Origin of the sequence: Desulfovibrio porci (assembly GCF_009696265.1) — a bacterium.
GTDB classification, from domain to species: domain Bacteria; phylum Desulfobacterota; class Desulfovibrionia; order Desulfovibrionales; family Desulfovibrionaceae; genus Desulfovibrio; species Desulfovibrio porci.
In genome coordinates this window covers 40,652-58,173 of the sequence record NZ_VUMH01000008.1, presented here as the reverse complement: position 1 = coordinate 58,173, position 17,522 = coordinate 40,652, and the positions used below count along the sequence as shown (strand labels likewise).

Annotated in this window: 16 protein-coding genes, 4 tRNA genes and 1 pseudogene; 11 read left to right on the top strand and 10 right to left on the bottom strand. The window is 60.8% G+C overall.

Annotated features, from left to right (window positions below; translation table 11 throughout):
- Positions 1-60 precede the first annotated feature (60 nt).
- The 3 genes from pstB to FYJ44_RS08845 all read right to left on the bottom strand — a co-directional run bounded on the left by pstB (position 61) and on the right by FYJ44_RS08845 (position 3,394).
- Positions 61-816, bottom strand: coding sequence for a phosphate ABC transporter ATP-binding protein PstB (gene pstB / locus FYJ44_RS08855; RefSeq protein ID WP_154511274.1), 756 nt, complete (start codon positions 814-816; stop codon positions 61-63).
- Positions 813-2,642: a sensor histidine kinase gene (locus FYJ44_RS08850; protein ID WP_154511272.1), complete on the bottom strand. Its 1,830-nt coding sequence runs from the start codon at positions 2,640-2,642 to the stop codon at positions 813-815. Before FYJ44_RS08850 ends, pstB begins: the two co-directional genes overlap by 4 nt.
- A 71-nt stretch (positions 2,643-2,713) precedes the next feature.
- Entirely contained in the window at positions 2,714-3,394 is a 681-nt protein-coding gene (locus FYJ44_RS08845) for a response regulator (RefSeq protein ID WP_154511270.1), read from the bottom strand.
- Between the two features lie 254 nt (positions 3,395-3,648).
- On the opposite strand from FYJ44_RS08845, the gene FYJ44_RS08840 reads away from it, so the two are divergent.
- The 3 genes from FYJ44_RS08840 to pstA all read left to right on the top strand — a co-directional run bounded on the left by FYJ44_RS08840 (position 3,649) and on the right by pstA (position 6,576).
- Complete coding sequence (locus FYJ44_RS08840) at positions 3,649-4,467, top strand: PstS family phosphate ABC transporter substrate-binding protein (protein ID WP_154511268.1); 819 nt, start codon at positions 3,649-3,651, stop codon at positions 4,465-4,467.
- Positions 4,468-4,779: 312 nt separating this feature from the next.
- Entirely contained in the window at positions 4,780-5,670 is an 891-nt protein-coding gene (pstC, locus tag FYJ44_RS08835) for a phosphate ABC transporter permease subunit PstC (protein WP_154511266.1), read from the top strand.
- An 87-nt stretch (positions 5,671-5,757) separates the two neighbouring features.
- Entirely contained in the window at positions 5,758-6,576 is an 819-nt protein-coding gene (pstA, locus tag FYJ44_RS08830; RefSeq protein ID WP_229772634.1) for a phosphate ABC transporter permease PstA, read from the top strand.
- 123 nt (positions 6,577-6,699) lie between these two features.
- On the opposite strand, the gene FYJ44_RS08825 is transcribed toward pstA, so the two are convergent.
- The 6 genes from FYJ44_RS08825 to rsfS form a co-directional block, all read right to left on the bottom strand.
- Positions 6,700-8,067: an alanine/glycine:cation symporter family protein gene (locus tag FYJ44_RS08825; protein WP_154511262.1), complete on the bottom strand. Its 1,368-nt coding sequence runs from the start codon at positions 8,065-8,067 to the stop codon at positions 6,700-6,702.
- Positions 8,068-8,374: 307 nt separating this feature from the next.
- Positions 8,375-9,895 (bottom strand): outer membrane homotrimeric porin, encoded by a 1,521-nt coding sequence (locus FYJ44_RS08820; RefSeq protein ID WP_154511260.1) that lies wholly within the window; start codon positions 9,893-9,895, stop codon positions 8,375-8,377.
- Positions 9,892-10,233, bottom strand: a complete 342-nt coding sequence (locus FYJ44_RS08815; RefSeq protein WP_154511258.1) for a hypothetical protein — start codon at positions 10,231-10,233, stop codon at positions 9,892-9,894. The genes FYJ44_RS08820 and FYJ44_RS08815 overlap by 4 nt, the downstream gene beginning before the upstream one ends.
- A 110-nt stretch (positions 10,234-10,343) precedes the next feature.
- Positions 10,344-10,589 carry a hypothetical protein gene (locus FYJ44_RS08810; RefSeq protein ID WP_154511256.1) on the bottom strand — a complete coding sequence of 82 codons (246 nt, stop codon included), beginning with the start codon at positions 10,587-10,589 and terminating at the stop codon, positions 10,344-10,346.
- A complete protein-coding gene (gene gpmI / locus FYJ44_RS08805) occupies positions 10,582-12,150 on the bottom strand; it encodes a 2,3-bisphosphoglycerate-independent phosphoglycerate mutase (protein ID WP_154511254.1) in 1,569 nt (522 codons plus the stop codon). Before gpmI ends, FYJ44_RS08810 begins: the two co-directional genes overlap by 8 nt.
- Positions 12,147-12,743: a ribosome silencing factor gene (rsfS, locus tag FYJ44_RS08800; RefSeq protein WP_229772626.1), complete on the bottom strand. Its 597-nt coding sequence runs from the start codon at positions 12,741-12,743 to the stop codon at positions 12,147-12,149. Before rsfS ends, gpmI begins: the two co-directional genes overlap by 4 nt.
- Before the next feature lie 17 nt (positions 12,744-12,760).
- On the opposite strand from rsfS, the gene FYJ44_RS08795 reads away from it, so the two are divergent.
- The 8 genes and pseudogenes from FYJ44_RS08795 to FYJ44_RS08760 all read left to right on the top strand — a co-directional run bounded on the left by FYJ44_RS08795 (position 12,761) and on the right by FYJ44_RS08760 (position 16,554).
- The gene (locus FYJ44_RS08795; protein WP_288230314.1) at positions 12,761-14,065 is read left to right on the top strand and encodes a phenylacetate--CoA ligase family protein; all 1,305 of its coding nucleotides are present in this window, start codon (positions 12,761-12,763) and stop codon (positions 14,063-14,065) included.
- 144 nt (positions 14,066-14,209) lie between these two features.
- Positions 14,210-14,284: transfer RNA gene (locus FYJ44_RS08790), tRNA-Gly, on the top strand.
- 11 nt (positions 14,285-14,295) lie between these two features.
- Positions 14,296-14,369 (top strand) — tRNA-Cys (locus FYJ44_RS08785).
- Positions 14,370-14,400: 31 nt separating this feature from the next.
- Positions 14,401-14,475: transfer RNA gene (locus tag FYJ44_RS08780), tRNA-Gly, on the top strand.
- An 11-nt stretch (positions 14,476-14,486) separates the two neighbouring features.
- Positions 14,487-14,561 (top strand) — tRNA-Gly (locus FYJ44_RS08775).
- A 243-nt stretch (positions 14,562-14,804) separates the two neighbouring features.
- Positions 14,805-15,902: pseudogene (locus FYJ44_RS08770) on the top strand (tyrosine-type recombinase/integrase).
- Positions 15,903-15,936: 34 nt separating this feature from the next.
- Positions 15,937-16,215 (top strand): type II toxin-antitoxin system RelE/ParE family toxin, encoded by a 279-nt coding sequence (locus FYJ44_RS08765; protein WP_154511252.1) that lies wholly within the window; start codon positions 15,937-15,939, stop codon positions 16,213-16,215.
- A 9-nt stretch (positions 16,216-16,224) separates the two neighbouring features.
- Positions 16,225-16,554: a HigA family addiction module antitoxin gene (locus FYJ44_RS08760; RefSeq protein ID WP_195840988.1), complete on the top strand. Its 330-nt coding sequence runs from the start codon at positions 16,225-16,227 to the stop codon at positions 16,552-16,554.
- A 478-nt stretch (positions 16,555-17,032) separates the two neighbouring features.
- Here FYJ44_RS08760 and FYJ44_RS14475 read toward each other — a convergent pair whose 3' ends face one another.
- The gene (locus FYJ44_RS14475) at positions 17,033-17,476 is read right to left on the bottom strand and encodes an ATPase (protein ID WP_195840987.1); all 444 of its coding nucleotides are present in this window, start codon (positions 17,474-17,476) and stop codon (positions 17,033-17,035) included.
- Positions 17,477-17,522: the final 46 nt, after the last annotated feature.

Here is a 17,522-nt window from a genome sequence, read left to right as displayed (position 1 = left end):
CCGGTGCAAAAAAACGGTTTTGACGCAACGGAAAGACAAAAGAACCACTTTGCCGAAGACCTAGCCGAAGCGGCCGGTGATATAATCCTCCGTCTGCTTCTTGCCGGGCCGGGTGAAAATCACGTCCGTGGCGTCGTGCTCAATAAGGCGGCCCATGTAGAAAAAGGCCGTGAAGTCCGACACGCGCGCGGCCTGCTGCATGTTGTGGGTGACGATGATGATGGTCAGCGACTCCCTGAGCTCGCGAATGCTCTCCTCTATCTTTTGGGTGGCAATGGGGTCCAGAGCGCTGGCCGGCTCGTCCATGAGCAGCACTTCCGGCTCCACGGCCAGGGTGCGCGCTATGCACAGCCGCTGCTGCTGTCCGCCGGAAAGCCCCAGCGCCGAAGACTGCAACCTGTCTTTGACCTCATCAAAAATAGCGGCCCGGCGCAAGGAAATTTCCACCTTTTCGGCGATCAGGGATTCATCGCGGAGGCCGTTGACGCGCAGGCCGTAGGCCACATTCTCAAAAATGCTCTTGGGAAAGGGATTGGGCTTCTGAAAGACCATGCCCACCCGGCGCCGCAGTGAAACCACGTCCGTGCCGGGACGGTTGACGTCCTCGCCGTCCAGCACTATCTCCCCTTCCACGCGCGCGCCGGGCACCAGATCGTTCATCCGGTTCAGGCAGCGCAGAAAAGTGGACTTGCCGCAACCGGACGGCCCGATGAGGGCCGAGACCCGGCCCGGCACGAAATCCAGGCTCACTTCGTGCAGGGCCTTGTTCGGGCCGTAGTAGACGCTGATGTTCCGGGCCTGCAGATTTTCCTTCATGCGCTTGCCGCTCCGTCGGGATTTTCGTCGGGGCGGTCGCCGCCCTCAACACGAGTCAGGGTGAACACAAAGGCCGTGCTGCCGTCCTGGGCCGGGCTTTCCGCCCGGATGCGGCCGCCGTGCCGTTCCACAATGTGCTTGCAGATGGCCAGCCCCAGCCCTGTGGAGGCCTGGCCCCGGTGCCGCTCCACCTGATAGAAGCGCTCGAAAACGCGCTCCAGGTCCGCCGTCGGAATGCCGGGGCCGTCGTCCACCACCCGGAACACGACCTCCCGGCCCGCCGGATGCGCGGAAACGCGGATGTTGCCGCCTTCCGGCGCGTAGCGGCAGGCATTTTCCAGCAGATTGCGGAAAACCTGGGTCAGGTGCGGCAGGTTGGCCATGACCCGGCATTCCTCCGGGATATCCACATCCAGTTGCAGCTTGCGGCGCTCCAGGTCCTCGCGGCACATGCTTTTGGCCTGGGCCAGAGCTTCACGCGGGTCTTCTGGCGTCAGTTCCAGACTGCCGGACTTGCCCTCCAGACGGGCCAGGGACAAGAGGTCGCCCACCATGCGCGTGAGGTACGTGCCGTTTTTGAGGATGATTTCACCGAAACGGCGACACTCGGGCAAGGTGTCCAGGCTGATAAGGGTTTCCGCATAGCCCTGGATGGCCGTGAGCGGAGTGCGCAGTTCGTGCGAAACATTGGCCACGAAATCCCGGCGCACGCGCTCAAGGCGCATCAATTCCGTAATGTCGTGGAACACGATCACGCCCCCCAGATGGCAGTCCGGCCCGGCAGGTCGCGAGAGACAGACGGACATGACCTGCCCCGAAGGCAGCGTGAGCTGCAGATGGCGCTGCACCCGGCCGTTTTCGTCGCCCGGCCCGCCGTCCGGCGCGGCTTCGGAGCCGGGCGCGGGCGCGGCCAGCACCTCGTCCACGGCGGTCTGCAATTCCGGCGAGGGGATGATTTCCACCACCTGCGCGCCCTGGGCCGTGGCCGCCTCGGGAAATTCCCGGGCCAGAGCCCGGTTGCAGCGGCGGATGTGCCCGCGCGGTCCCAGCACCAGCACGCCGTCGCTCATGGTATCCAGAATGCTCTCAAGCTGGGCGGTCTGCTCGGCGGCGGCGCGCACGTGCTCCTCAATATTTTCGGCCATACGGTTGACCGCGTCGGCCAGGGGCGCGAACTCGCTGCCCGGTATGCGCCGCAGGCGGCGCTGAAAATTGCCCAGGGAAATGGCCTCCACCACGCCGATCATCTGGCTGAGGGAGCGGCGCAACGCGCCGGACAGCAACACGGCCAGCAGCAGGGAAAGGGCCACGGTAATCAGGCCGATCTGGCTGAACACCGCGAGGCGGCTTTCAATGAGCCGCTTGAGGTTGTCCAGGGGCACGGCCAGACGCAGCAGGCGGCCGTCGTCCAGGCGGGTCACGGCATAGGCCAGGGGCAGCTCCAGCGTGCCGCTGGGGCGGATGGAGAAGCCCGTGCCGCCGTGCATGGCCTCCCGCACTTCCGGCCTGTCCGCGTGATTGTCCAGGCGGCTCACGGGCTGGGCGCCGGCCGCCGTATCGCCCAGCACATTGCCCGCGCTGTCCAGCAGGGAAAGACGGTCGCCCGGCAGGTCCAGGATGCGAGCCAGTTCGGTCAGATGGGCGGGATCGGGACCCAACTTGTCCAGAATCACACCGGCCAGGCGCGTTTCGTGCAGCAGGCGTTCACGGGCCGCCTGCAACTGGCTGTTTTCCAGCCAGCTTTTGCCGTAAAACACGGCAATGCCGATGGAGAGCAGCGCCACCGCCAGCACGCTGCAAAAAATCCGGGTACGAAAGGAAAACATGGACTTACCCCGCCAATGATTCATCTCTTTCAAACTCCTTACGCCAACACGCCAACGGCACGCGGACGGCGCTACTCCCTGATCCGGTAGCCCACGCCGCGCACTGTTTCCAGGGTGGCCGCCGCCTCGCCCAGCTTGGAGCGCAGACGGCGCACGTGAGTGTCCACCGTGCGGGCATAGCCTTCAAAGGAATAGCCCCAGACATTGTTCAGCAACTGTTCACGCGTGCGCACCGTGCCCGCGTGGCGCAGCAGATCCTCCAGCAAACGGAACTCCGTGGCCGTGAGGGTCAGTTCCCGACCTCCGGCGCTGACCGTGTGCGCGTCGGGCCGCAGCCGGATGCCGTGACGCTCCAGCACGGAGTTCTCCGCCGCGCGGCCGCCCCGGCGCAAGATGGCCTTGATGCGCAGCATAAGTTCGCGCACGCTGAAAGGCTTGACCACGTAATCATCCGCCCCCAGACTCAGGCCCACCACGCGGTCCATTTCCTCGCCGCGCGCCGTGAGCATCAGCACAGGGATGCCCGAGGTCTCGGCCTGCCCGCCCAACTGGCGGCAGATTTCAAAACCATCCATGCCGGGCAGCATCACATCCAGGATGATCAGGCACGGCATATGCCGCCGGGCCAGCTCCAGCCCCTTGCGGCCGTCGTCGGCCTCCAGCACGCTGAAACCCTCGCGCTCCAGATTGAAACGCAACAGTTCGCGGATGTCGCCTTCATCTTCCACCACCAGAATGTCTTGTGCGTTCATAGATGATTTCCTCTGTGCTGCGGGCCAGTAAACAACGTCATTGCGCCAAACAGGTGGTGACATTGTTACAATCGCGTGACAAGCGCGGAACGCCGGATTTGCGCGCCATTCAAGGCTTTGGGGGCGCCCGGCGCGGCTTCACGCAGTCTTCGCTTTCCTGACATCATTCTGTAACAGAGCCGGGCCAAAAGGGAAACGCACGGGGAAGAACCCCGCGCGACACACTCGCAACCCAATTTCAAGGAGAGTACGGAATGTCTATCGGCAAAATGCTGGTCACGGCTCTGACGGTTCTGAGCCTCAGCGCCCCGGCCCTGGCGGCCCAGGAAATTGTCATCAACGGTTCCACCACGGTGCTGCCCGTGATGCAGAAGGCCGGCGAGGCCTTCATGGCCTCCCATCCCGGCATGCCGCTGAGCATCTCCGGCGGCGGTTCGGGCAACGGCATCAAGGCGCTCATTGAAAAACAGTGCGCCGTGGCCATGAGCTCGCGTGACATCAAGGACAAGGAAAAGGCCGCCGCCGAAAAGAACGGCGTCACCCCCGTGCGCACGGCCATCGCCGTGGACGCCATCGTGCCCGTGGTCAACACGGCCAACAAGGTCAGCGCCCTGACCACGCAGCAACTCAGAGACATCTATACCGGCAAGATCACCAACTGGAAGGATCTGGGCGGCGTGGACGCCAAGATTGTGGTCATTTCCCGCGACACCTCCTCCGGCACCTTTGAATGCTGGGAAGAACTGGTCATGAACAAGGAACGCGTCTCTCCGGCGGCCCTGATGCAGGCCTCCAACGGCGCGGTGGTGCAGGCCGTGTCCAACAACAAGAACGCCATCGGTTACGTGGGCCTCGGCTATCTGGACAAATCCACCAAGGGTCTGAAGGTCAACGACGTACAGGCCAGCGCCCAGACCGCGCTTTCCAAGCAGTGGCCCATCGCGCGGGAACTGTACATCTTCACTGACGGCCAACCCGCCGGCGTGGTCAAGGAACTGGTGGACTATCTGCTGGATCCGGCCAAGGGCCAGAAAAGTGTGCGGGAAGTTGGGTACGTGCCCCTGGCCCATTAGGGCGTGTTCCTAGCTTGGTTCTTTTGACTTCCGGCTGCGTCAAACTCGTTTTTTGCTCCAGTCGAGTACCATAAGAGTACACTCCTTTCGCAAAAAACTCGTTTTCCTTGCCGGAAAGCCAAAACTCCTCAATTTAGAAACAGCCCTTGGGGACTGTCTCTGAAAAACAGCTTTTGCCCTCAAGACTGCGTCAGAAAAGCGACTGTGATCAGAGGATAAAAGCCCTCCTTTCAGAGACAGTCCCGGCCAGGTTTGCCGGTTGTTCTCCATCCTGAACCCGCGAAAAATTGACCTCCGCAGACGAGAAAAACCATGCGCAGAGCCGATCTCAAGGAAAAAATCGTCCAGTACGGCCTCACCGGCGTGGCCGGAAGCTCCCTGCTGGCGCTGGCGGGCATTGTCTTTTTTCTGTTCATGGAAGGGCTGCCGCTTTTCTCCCATTATTCAGTTTTTGATTTTCTTTTCGGCACGCTCTGGTATCCCACGGAAGAACCGGGCCTGTTCGGCATTTTTCCCCTTCTGGCGGCCTCGCTGGCCGTGACCGCCGTTTCCTCCCTGCTGGCCGTGCCGCTGGGCGTGCTGACCGCCGTGTACCTGACGGAAATCGCCCATCCGGGCGTGCGCCGGATCATCAAGCCCTTTGTGGAACTGCTGGCCGCCCTGCCCTCGGTGGTGCTGGGCTTTCTGGGCATGGTGGTGCTGGCCCCCTTCATCCAGGAGGCCTTCGGCGTGGCCACGGGTCTGAACCTGCTCAACGCCTCCCTGGTGCTGGCGCTGATGAGCGTGCCCACCATCTGCTCCGTGTCTGAGGACGCCCTGTACAGCGTGCCCCGCGATCTGCGCGAGGCCTCCCTGGCTTTGGGGGCCACGCGCTGGCAGACCACCGTGCGGGTGGTCATTCCGGCGGCGCTCTCCGGCATCGGCACGGCCGTGATGCTGGGCATGTCGCGGGCCATCGGCGAAACCATGGTGGTGCTGATGGTGGCCGGCGGTGCGGGCCTGATTCCCACCTCCCTGCTGGATCCGGTGCGGCCCATGCCCGCTTCCATCGCCGCTGAAATGGCCGAAGCCCCCTTCCGCAGCGATCACTATCACGCCCTGTTCGCCATCGGCATCGTACTCTTTTTCCTGACCCTGGCCTTCAATCTGGCGGCCGGGCACATTGCCGAAAAACACCGCCAGGCCGGTTCGTCCAGCCTGTAGCGGCACGGGAGCATTCAACCCATGTCAGCCCGGTCCTCCGCTCTCACCATGTCTTCCAGCCGCGCCCGCGTCCGTTGTCAGATCCTCATGTTCTGCCTGCTGCGCGTCATCGCCGCCGTCAACGTGCTGGCCCTGGTGGGCGTGTGCGTCTTTCTGCTCTGGCACGGCCTGCCTGCCCTGTCCTGGGAATTTCTCACCGAGCCGCCGCGCAAGATGATGACCGAAGGCGGCATCTGGCCCTGCATTCTGGGCACGGCCATCCTGTCCCTGGGCGCTCTTCTGCTGGCTTTTCCCATGGGCGTGGCCTCGGCCGTCTATCTGCACGAATACGCCAGGCGCAACGCTTTCGCCCGCTATGTGCGCCTGGGCGTGAACAATCTGGCCGGAGTGCCCTCGGTGGTCTTCGGCCTGTTCGGTCTGTCCTTTTTCGTGACCTTCTGCGGCTTCGGAGTGAGCATCCTTTCCGGCGTGCTGACCCTGGCCGTACTGACTCTGCCGGTGATTATCGGCACGGCCGAGGAGGCGTTGCGCTCCGTGCCGGACACCTACCGTGAGGCCTCCCTGGCCCTGGGAGCCACCAAATCCCAGACCATCGCCCGCGTGGTGCTGCCCTGCGCCCTGCCAGGCATGCTCACCGGGGCCATTCTGGGCGTGGCCCGCGCGGCGGGCGAAACCGCGGCCATCATGTTCACCGCCGCCGTGTTTTATACGCCCAAGACGCCGGACTCCATTTTCAGCGCGGTCATGGCCCTGCCCTATCACATGTACGTGCTGGCCACGGCGGGTACGGAAATCGAAAAAACCCGTCCCCTGCAATACGGCACGGGCCTGGTGCTGATCCTGCTGGTGCTGGGCATGAACCTGCTGGCCGTCATCCTGCGGGACCGCCTGCAACGGCAGCGCTGAGCGTTTCTCCCTTCCCGCCCCCCCCACTCTCTTCCTTCCGCACAACGTGAAAAGCCCCCGCATCTTCATTCGAGAAGGTGCGGGGGCGTCGCGCCAAACAAGCGCCAGCCGGGCGCAGAGAAGTTATAAGGGTGCGCTTTCGCCATGCTCCTCATAGTCGTCCAGGGCCTTGGACACCAGCTTGGCCAGACCGATGAGGGCCACCAGGTTGGGCAGAACCATCAGGCCGTTGAACATGTCGGCCAGTTCCCAGACCAGATTGACCTGGAGGGAGGAACCCAGCACCAGAAACGCCATGACCAGCACCCGGAAGCAGGGCACGGCCCTGACGCCGAACAGGAACTTGATATTCTGTTCCGCGAAGAAGTACCAGCCGATGATGGTGGAAAAGGCGAAAAAGAACAGGCAGACCGCCACAAAGCCGAAGCCGTACCCCATGGAACCCAGACCGGTTTCAAAGGCCTTCTGGGTCAGGGCGATGCCGGTGGTGCTGCCGTCAATGGCCCCGGTGACGAAAATGACAAAAGCGGTCATGTTCAGGACCACAAAGGTATCCACAAACACGCCCATGATGGCCACAAAGCCCTGCTGAGCCGGATACTTGACCTTGGCCACCGCGTGGGCGTGCGGGGTGGAGCCCATACCGGCCTCATTGGAAAAGAGGCCGCGCGCCACGCCGTAACGCATGGCTTCCTTGACGCCCGCGCCGATCAGACCGCCGGTGGCCGCCGAGGGATCGAACGCGCCCACAAAAATCATCTTGAAAGCCGGAATCAGCATGTCCAGATGAGTCAACAGCACCCAGAGGCCGCCTGCCAGATAAAGCAGAGCCATGAGCGGCACGACTTTTTCCGTGGTGGCCGCGATGCGGCGCATGCCGCCGAAAAAGACGAAACCCGCCAGCAGGGCCAGAATCATGCCAATGATCCAGGTGGGAATACTGAAGGCCGAGTGAAAAGCGTCGGCAATGGAGTTGGCCTGAACCATGTTGCCGATGAAGCCCAGAGCCATGATGATGGCCACGGAAAAGAAGCCAGCCAGCCATTTGCTGCCCAAGCCTTTGGAAATATAGTAGGCCGGACCGCCGGTGACATGGCCTTCGGAATCGCGGCTCTTGTAGAGCTGGGCCAGCACGGCCTCGGCAAAAATGGTGGCCATGCCGAAAAAGGCGGCTATCCACATCCAGAAAATGGCGCCGGGCCCGCCCATGGCGATGGCCGTGGCCGCGCCCGCCAGATTGCCCGTGCCCACCTGGGCGGCAATGGCCGTGGCCAGGGACTGGAAGGAACTCATGCCGTCCTTGCCCGCCTTTTTGCCGAAGATGGTCAGATCGCCGAAGGTATAGCGAAGCACTTTGCCGAACTTGCGCACCTGCACAAACTTGAGCCGGAAGGTGAAATAAATGCCCGTGCCCACCAACAGGGGGATCAGGCAGTACACGCCCCACAGCACGCTGTTGATCTCCTGGACCAGTTTTGTCAGCTCTTCCATACGTCACCTCCTGCGCGGCACTTTTGTGCCGGCATGGCCGCCGCGCCGTTGAACGGCGGGCGTTTTACATACGGGCCGGTGAAGTCCGGCTCGAAACGGATCAGAAGCCAAACGGTCTGTGGGACCGTCCGGAAGCGCGATCCCGGACGGTCCCACAAGCGAATGTCCGCTTTCGCGGCCACCAGGACATTTAACCTGTTACAATATAAGAAATTATAACAAAAGCTATCCGGCAACGCAATGGAAAGGGGAGGCCAAAGCCTCCCCCTCTGAGATCATCACAACGGGACACGTCCCGTACGTGCGCTTAGAAGCTGTACGCGAAGATCAACTGAGCCTTCCACATATCCTGCTTCTGGAAGGAAGAATCGCCAGCTTTCTTCCAGGTGTCGTTGTCCATGAAGTTGGCAACGTAGCTCAGTTCCAGATTCACGTCGAAGTTTTCATACATCTGGTAGGAATTGACCAGGTTGAACTCCAGCAGACCGTCTTCGGTGGTCAGATAGGGGGAGGTGCCATTACCGTAGCCTTCGCTCCAGGCGGAAGCGCTGCCCATGTACTTCACCATGGTGGTAGAGTTGGTGCCGCCCCAGTAAGCCACGCGGAAGGTGTGCTTCAGGTCTTCCACAAAGCTCATGTCGCGGACCTGCAGGCCGATACCCCAAGTGCCGGCGTAATCCAGAGCAAAGTCCTGCCAAGCCCAGCCGTAGTTGCCGTCGCCCAGGAAGGAGGTGAAGTTGCCCATGGGCACGATGGAAGGCATGCGCTCGGAACCGTTCTTGACGTTGCCGTCATCACCGGAACCGTACCAGCCGAAGATGCCGGGAACGCCCCAATCCATCTTGTATTCCACCAGGGCCTTGGCCAGCCAGCCCTCACGCTCGGTGCTGCCGCGTTTGAGCCCACCGCCGTTCTTCATGACGTCATAGCGGCCCATGGCTTCCACATAACCGTAGTTGATGTCCACTTCGATGTTCAGCGGATCCCAGGCAGTGATGGCGAAGGGCAGGCCGGCCCAGAACATGGAGCCGTAAGTTTTGCTGGTGCCGCCGATGCCGCCGTTCAAAGCAGCGGGATAAGGACGCAGGCTGTAATTCAGGTTGCCGTCCTTGGAACCCCAGGCGCGGTCTTCATCCACATGGTTGTAATCGGTCAGGGTGTTCTTGCCCTGCATGCCGTACATGACCCAAGGGGTGATTTCAAAGCCATCCAGCTTCACGGGCACCATCAGGGCGAACAGATCCATGTTGTCCAGATAGTTCGCATGATTGTTGGTATAACGATCATCAAAGCCGGAGAAGTTGTCGTTGGCCGGACGCGCCCACAGAGCGGTGAGGCCCACGTTTTCGTTGAACTGATAGGAAGCGGTGACAGCCGCGGCGTCGGTGTCCATGATGGCGGAGCCGCCGGCCACGCTGGGCAGGGCCACGCCCTGAATGCCCATGCGGAACTTCAGGTCGGTATCCGGCACAGCCCAGTCAATATAGGCACGCTTGACCTTGATGACGTTGGTACCGTCGGCGCCCAGAGCGCCGCCCTGATCGGCCTTGCCCCAGTTCTGGGTGCCGATTTCAAAGAAGACCGTGCCGGACAGGGCTTCGGAAGCCACGGCGTCCAACTGCAGGCACACGCGCTGCATGGCCCCGAATTTGTCTTCGGTGTTCTTCTTGACGGTATTGCCGTCACGAGACTTGTAAATAGGGTTGGTTTCGCCGCCGGCAAAACCCATCAGCCACTGGCCTTTGGCCTTGAAATCAATGGCGCTGGCGCCCGTGGCCGCGCCCAGCAGCATGCCCGCCGCCAACAGAAGCGTACAAATACGTTTCATGTTTTTTCCTTCCTCTCGTTTGAACCCTGCAAAAGGTTAAAAAAGTTGTCCTGTCCCACACAGGTTTTAACGTGTTTATCGGCTTTCGATGCCGAAAGCAAGATTTTTGTCAAAAAATTTTTACCGCCGCAATGTGAAATGAATCCGAATTTACCACAAGGCGTGGATTTTTCGAAACATCCTGACAGATCGGTGTAGTATTTTAACGGCAAACGATTTTCAGCACCGCCCGGCAAAAACCGCAAAGGGGAAGCCGAAGCTCCCCCCTTTGAATGCGCCGCCGTGCGCATGGCAACAGCATTTCCGCCGCATGAATCTTTAAAACGCAGGTTGTTCAAAGATACTCTGCTCCACGGGCGGTCGGCACTATAGGATTTTTGGCCGCCCCCAAGGGAGACAAGCCTGCTTTACGGTCAGCAGGAATCTGACGCGGGACAAAACGCGGCGGCTATAGAAAATCCGGATCAGCCGCCGCCTTGCCCCCGGCCAGCATGATCCGCACATAGTGCAGGCCGTGCTCATCCACCGGAATAATGGGAAAGGAGAAACCGCAACTGTCGCAGGAAACCATCCTGGGCTCCGTGGGGCTGACCAATGGCACATGCCTGCCGCACTGCGGGCATTGATAGAAAAAAAGGATTTCCATGCCGTCCGGCGGCACGGGCGTCAACGGCCGCTTTTTCTTCTCAGCCATGCCGCGCCTCCCCGGCGGCCAGATTCCGGCCGGTCATGGGCGCGGAGGGCTCCAGCCCCCAGAGCCCGAGCAGGGTCGGGGCCACGTCGGCCAGCCGTCCGTCGGACAGGGCCGGGACCGCTCCGCCGGGCTCCAGCAGAATGCAGGGCACGGGATTGGTGGTGTGAGCCGTATGCGGCCTCCCTTCAGGGGTCAGCATGACCTCGCAGTTGCCGTGGTCCGCGATGATCAGCATGCGGCCGTCGCGTTCTTCCACGGCCCGGGCCATGCGGCCCACGCACTCGTCCACCACCGCGCAGGCCTCCACCGCCGCCTCAAGCACGCCGGTGTGGCCCACCATGTCGCCGTTGGCCAGATTGCAAACCACCAGATCGTAGATGCCCTTGTTCCAGGCTTCCACAAACTTGTCCGTGACCTGGCGGGCGCTCATGGCCGGTTTGAGGTCATAGGTGGGCACGTCGCGCGGCGAGGGAACCAGAATACGATCTTCGCCGGGGAAGGGCTCTTCCACCCCGCCGTTGAAAAAGTAGGTCACATGGGCGTATTTTTCCGTTTCCGCCAGGCGGAGCTGGCGCAGACCGGCCCGCGAAACCACTTCGCCCAGGCCCATGCTCACGGCTTCCTTGGGAAAGGCCACAGGAATGCCGAAGCTCGCCTCATAGGAGGTCATGGAGGCGACGCCTGCCAGTTCGGGCAATGCGCCCCGGTCAAAAGCCTTGAAGTCCGGCTCGATAAAGGCCTGGGTCAACTCGCGCATGCGGTCGGCCCGGAAGTTGAAAAGAAAGAGCGCATCGCCGTCGGCCATGCCTGCGGGTTCGTCCTCTTCGGCCGGGCCCCGTCCCTTTTCGCAGAGCACGGGTTTGACGAATTCGTCGGTGATGCCCTCGGCGTAGGAAACTTCCAGGGCCGTCACAGCGTCCGGGGCCACGCGGCCCTCGTCGCTCTGCCCGTGCGCCAGCAGATCCCAGGCGGCTTTGACCCTGTCCCAGCGTTTGTCGCGGTCCATGGCGTAAAAACGACCCACCAGACCGGCGATGCGCGTCCGGGGCTGATCCTTGATGTGCTCTTCCAGCGCGCGCACAAAGCCCACGCCGCTTTTGGGGTCCGTGTCGCGGCCGTCCATGATGCAGTGGATGCGCACGGGCACGTCCGCGCGCGCGGCCATGTCGCAGATAGCTTCCAGATGGCGGATATGGCTGTGCACGCCGCCGTCCGAGAGCAGACCCGCCAGATGCAGCCTGCCGCCGCTCTTTTTGACCGCCGCCAGCAGGTCGCCCAGCACCGGATTGGCGGCAAAGGTGCCGTCCTCCAGGGCCACGTCGATGCGGGTCATGTCCTGATAGACCACGCGCCCGGCCCCGATGTTCAGATGGCCCACCTCGGAATTGCCCATATAGCCCTCGGGCAGGCCCACGGCCCGGCCCGAGGCCGTCAACCGGGCATGCGGGCAGCGGGCGTTGAGGCCGTCCAGATTGGGCGTGGGCGCGAGAGAAGGCGCGTTACCCGGACCGGGAGCCGCCAGGCCCCAGCCGTCGAGAATCAGCAACAAGGTGGGGGTCATACCGGGCTCTCCCCGCCGGAGCCCGTGGCGGGAGCCGCCGGAACCGCTTCCCCGGCGGCGCGGGCCGGAGGCTGGCCCCAGAGGGCCTCCAGCCGAAACAGTTCCCGCACCGGCTCCAGAAAAATATTGATGACAATGTCGTTCAGGTCCACAAGAATCCACTGCCCGGCCTCATAGCCTTCAACACGCAGGTATTCATAGTTGCGCTCGTGGCAGAGGGCGGCCACGCCGTCGGCCAGACTCTGGGCGTGACGCATGGAGCCGGCGGTGAGCACCAGCAGAACGTCGGTAAAGCCGCCCTGCTCCGTAAGATTGAGGCTGACAATGCGCTCCGCCTTGTGTTCCTCAAGCCAGGCGGTGATGACCGCCAGCTTTTCAGCCAGGGGGACGTCCGCATAACGCTTGCGGCCCGGACGCGCGGCCTGGGCCTCGGTAGTTTCGGTAGAAGGAATGTGTTCCATACCGAGCACATATCCCAAAGCCGGGCCGAGGGCAATGGCGAGGCGGGCCGTATTGACCCGGCCCCCACATTGCGGCATACCGGAGGAACGTCGCGCGCCGCGCGCGTTTCCACCCTTTTTCTGTTCCGCCATAAAGTAAGGAGTGGCCCGTGCTCTTCAATATCAAACAGGAAACCCTGCCCCGCGAGGAACTGGAAGCGCTGCAATTGCGCCGCCTGCGCGATCTCTGCAACCGCGTGTACGCCAATGTGCCCTTTTACCGCAAACGCTTCGACGAGATCGGGATCACCCCCGCGGATATCAAAACGCCGGCGGACCTGCGGCTTCTGCCCTTCACCGAAAAACAGGACCTGCGCAACCATTACCCCTACGGCCTCTTTGCCGTGCCCAGGGAGAACATCGTGCGCCTGCACGCCTCCAGCGGCACCACGGGCAAGGCCGTGGTGGTGGGCTACACGGCCCGCGATCTGGAAAACTGGGCCGAACTGACCGCGCGCAGCCTCTCGGCAGCCGGGGTGAACCGCACGGACATTGTGCATGTGGCCTACGGCTACGGCCTGTTCACCGGCGGCCTGGGCGCGCACGGCGGCGCGGAATATCTAGGGGCCACGGTGGTGCCCGCCTCGGGCGGCGCCACGCGGCGGCAGGCGTATCTGCTGCGCGACTTCGCGGCCACGGTGCTCTGCTGCACGCCCTCCTACGCCCTGCACCTCTGGGAAGCCGGGCAGGAGGCGGGCATCGACTTCCGCGATCTGCCGCTGCGCATCGGCGTGTTCGGGGCCGAACCCTGGACCGAGGCCATGCGCCGGGACATGGAGCAGAAAATGGGCATCGACGCCCTGAACATCTACGGCCTTTCCGAAATCATGGGACCGGGCGTGGCCATGGAATGCGTGGAGTCCAAGTGCGGCATGCACCTCTGGGAGGACCACATCCTGCCGGAGATCATCGACCCGGTCAGCGGCGAACAGCTGCCGCCCGGCGAGGTGGGCGAACTGGTGCTGACCACCCTGACCAAGGAAGGCATCCCCCTGCTGCGCTACCGCACCCGCGATCTCACCAGCCTGGACTACACGCCCTGCCGTTGCGGGCGCACGCACGTGCGCATTTCGCGCCTGCGCGGCCGTAGCGACGACATGCTGATCATTCGCGGGGTCAACGTCTTCCCGCAGCAGATCGAAGGCATCCTCATGGAGAGCGAGGGCCTCACGCCCAACTATCAAATCATCGTGGACCGCGCCAACAATCTGGATACCCTGGAAGTGCGCGTGGAAGTGAGCGACTCGCTTTTTGCCGATGAAATCCGCAAACTTCAGATGCTGGAAGGCCGTCTGCAGAAAAATATCAAGGAATTCCTCGGCGTCACGGCCAGAGTGCGCCTGATGGAGCCGCACTCCATCCAGCGTTCCGAAGGCAAGGCCCAGCGCATCGTGGACAACCGCCTCAAGGATTGACGGATTGCGACATGCGGGCAGCCGGGCGTTCTTGCGGAAAGTCGACATGCCGACCGCGCCCGGACGACAGGGGATGATGCGCGAAAAAATTCAATCCGGCGCTTGACAGTCCGGAAAGGAGCGCGTAAAAGATTTTTTCGCTGAGCGGGAGTAACTCAGTGGTAGAGTGCAACCTTGCCAAGGTTGAAGTCGCGGGTTCAAATCCCGTCTCCCGCTCCAATTTTTTTATCGGCGGCATAGCCAAGTGGTAAGGCAGAGGTCTGCAAAACCTCCATCTCCAGTTCAAATCTGGATGCCGCCTCCAGAGTATTTTCACGCCTCGCCGTTTCGTATATGCGGGAGTAACTCAGTGGTAGAGTGCAACCTTGCCAAGGTTGAAGTCGCGGGTTCAAATCCCGTCTCCCGCTCCACCGCCCTTTCTGCGGGAATAACTCAACGGTAGAGTGTCAGCTTCCCAAGCTGAAGGTTGCGGGTTCAAATCCCGTTTCCCGCTCCAGATTTCAATTTAGCCGAGTCCGGTACGGTCTGATAATCCTTCTCTGGCAAGGGAAAAACGGAAACAGATTGTCCGGGCTCGGCTCAAAAAATCCATAGACAGCCCACTTCTTTGGGGGTACTTCTGGGGGGTATGTAACCCCTTGCCAGGAGTCTATACCCCCATGCCCCTCACAGATACCGCAGTACGTGGCGCAAAGCCCACAAGTAAGCCGCAAAAGCCTTTGACGGCAACGGCCTCTTTTTGTATGTCGCGCCAAGCGGCACCAAAAGCTGGCGCTTGAAATACCGATTTCAAGGCCGCGAAAAACTTCTTACCTTCGGCACATACCCCCAACTCTCCCTGAAAGAAGCGCGAGAAGCCTGTGCTGCCGCCAAGAAACAGCTTGGCAGGGGTATCGACCCGTCCGTGCAGAAAAAGGTCATTGCCCGCGCTTGGGAAAACACGTTTGAGGCCATAGCGCGAGAATGGCACGAGAACAAAAAATCTTCCTGGACGGAACGCTACGCGGAGGACGTGCTTGAGCGTATCGCCAGCAACATCTTTCCCTATCTCGGCAACCGCCCCATCAATGAAATCACCCCGCCGGAACTTTTGAGCGTGTTGCGGAAAATTGAGGCGCGCGGAGCCTTTTACCAAGCCAACCGCTTGCGTGAATCCTGCTCTCTGGTCTTTCGCTACGCCATAGCCACAGGCAGAGCCGAGCGCGACACAGCCGCCGATCTGCGCGGAGCGCTGAAAAGCCATGTCACAACCTCACGGGCCGCTATTACCGAACCGGAGGAAGTAGGAGGCCTGTTGCGGGCCATAGACGGCTACACAGGTCACTTCGTCACCAAGTGCGGCTTGCAGCTTTTGGCGCTGACCTTTCTGCGCCCCAGCGAAGTTCGCTTGGGTGAATGGTCGGAAATCGACTTTGATGAAAGGCTCTGGCGCATCCCGGCAAAGCGTATGAAGATGCGCCTTGACCATCTTGTGCCGTTGAGCGCCCAGGCTTGCGCCATTCTGGAAGAGCTACGCGAACTCACCGGATGCGGACGCTTGATGTTTTCGGGTTTCCGAACCAAGGAATAGCCCATCAGTGACGCGACCTTTATCGCCGCCCTGCGGCGCATGGGCTTTGAAAAAGATGAAATGTGCGCCCACGGCTTCCGCTCTATGGCAAGCACCGTCCTCAATGAGCAGGGGTATCCCGCCGATGCCATTGAAAAGCAGCTTGCCCACAATCCCCGTAACAAGATACGGGGTATATACAATCGTGCCGAGTATCTGCCGGAACGCCGGAAGATGATGCAGGATTGGGCCGACTTTTTGAGCGCTCTGCGAGCTAATAAATCTTGACATTGTAACGCACCTGGTTACACTAAGGATAGCCATGATAAAGAGCTTTGACCATAAGGGTCTGGAAGACTTCTTTTATGACGGCACGACAAAAGGCATACAGCCTAAGCACGCGACCAAGCTACGCTTACGATTGGATCGCCTGGAAAACGCCGTCACGGTGCAGGACATGGACGCTCCCGGCTACGATCTACACCCGCTCAAGGGTGACTTAAAAGGGCATTGGGCGGTCAAAGTTTCCGGCAACTGGCGTTTGACTTTCCGTTTTGAGAACGGCAACGCGTGTGTTGTAAACTATCAGGATTACCACTAGGAGGCCGTTATGAGCCGCAAGATGACCCGCAAGCCGACCCACCCCGGCGAAATTATAAAAGAAGAATACATGAAGACGTTACGTCTTACCGTGACATCTTTAGCTGACCGTCTGGGCGTGTCGCGTAAGACGCTCTCCACTATCGTCAACGAACGCGCTGCCGTCACGCCCGATATGGCTTTACGCCTGTCTCGCGCTTTCAGCACCAGCCCTGAGCTTTGGCTGAACATGCAAAAGAGTTACGACCTTTGGACGGCGGAACATGAGGATACAGGATGGACGGATGTTGTGCCGATACAGGTTACGAATGTGTCCGCCGAAGAACACGCGCATAGGTAGACGGTAGTCTTTGGAGTAATCATAAATCTGTCTGGTCTTGGTCTTATACTCTTTCCCGGTCAAGCTGGAAGCTTGCCCACGTTTTACCAAGTAAAGCATAGTGAGCTATGCTTCTGCTTTCCGCAAAGACCAGAGGCAGACCCATGCGCCACACTCCAAGTCTCGCAGGGCGCACCCAGTTTCCATAGGAAACTGGTAAGTGCGCTATACGTTTCTTTTCCGTAAAGATTCCAGAGCGGGCTACCAGCGGTGCAATTGGGTACGCGATATACCCATCCCCACCCACTGGTGACGTATCTGTTGCACGTTTATGCCAATACCGCCCAATCCTGACGCGCCTTTCAAAATAGCAACGCCAATGGGTGGTCAGCGTTATTCGGTTAATAGTTTGCAATGAAGAGAGAGGGCAGGACAGGTGAGGTACCCGCTACCTCCCGTCCTACCCTGCGGGGCTGCTTATTCGCCTTTCGGCTCAACGCTAATTAACAGACTCAACCTTGTTGTAAACATTCTTCATCCGAAGCACCAGGGCGGACACTTGTTCAAGCAAGCATCCGAGGTTGGCAATGACATAGCCTTTCACTCTCACGTCATGGTGCGTGTTTTTCATCACCTTGACCAAGCCGACCAGAAGCATGTGCGTTTCCCTCAGAAGTCCGCGAAAATCTTCTGCACGGTATCGCCTCAATAGTTCGCGCTCATGCTGCACTGTTCCCGGAGAGAGATAGTAGCAACGAGTTTCGCCGTTTTGAGTGGGATGTGGAATATTCTCCCGGCCTTGCTCTGGCGGCTCATACATTGCGAGCAAGTCTTGAGCGGCTTCATGGAACCTTTCGATTCGCTGTGCCAATTCTGGATTTTTAGAAGAATGAAACGGTGAAGATTGGGGCTGCGAAGCAGCGCTCGGGGAACGGTGGGACATAAGGCACCTCGCGGGGTTATAGTTGGCGCTGCCTTACGAAATAGCA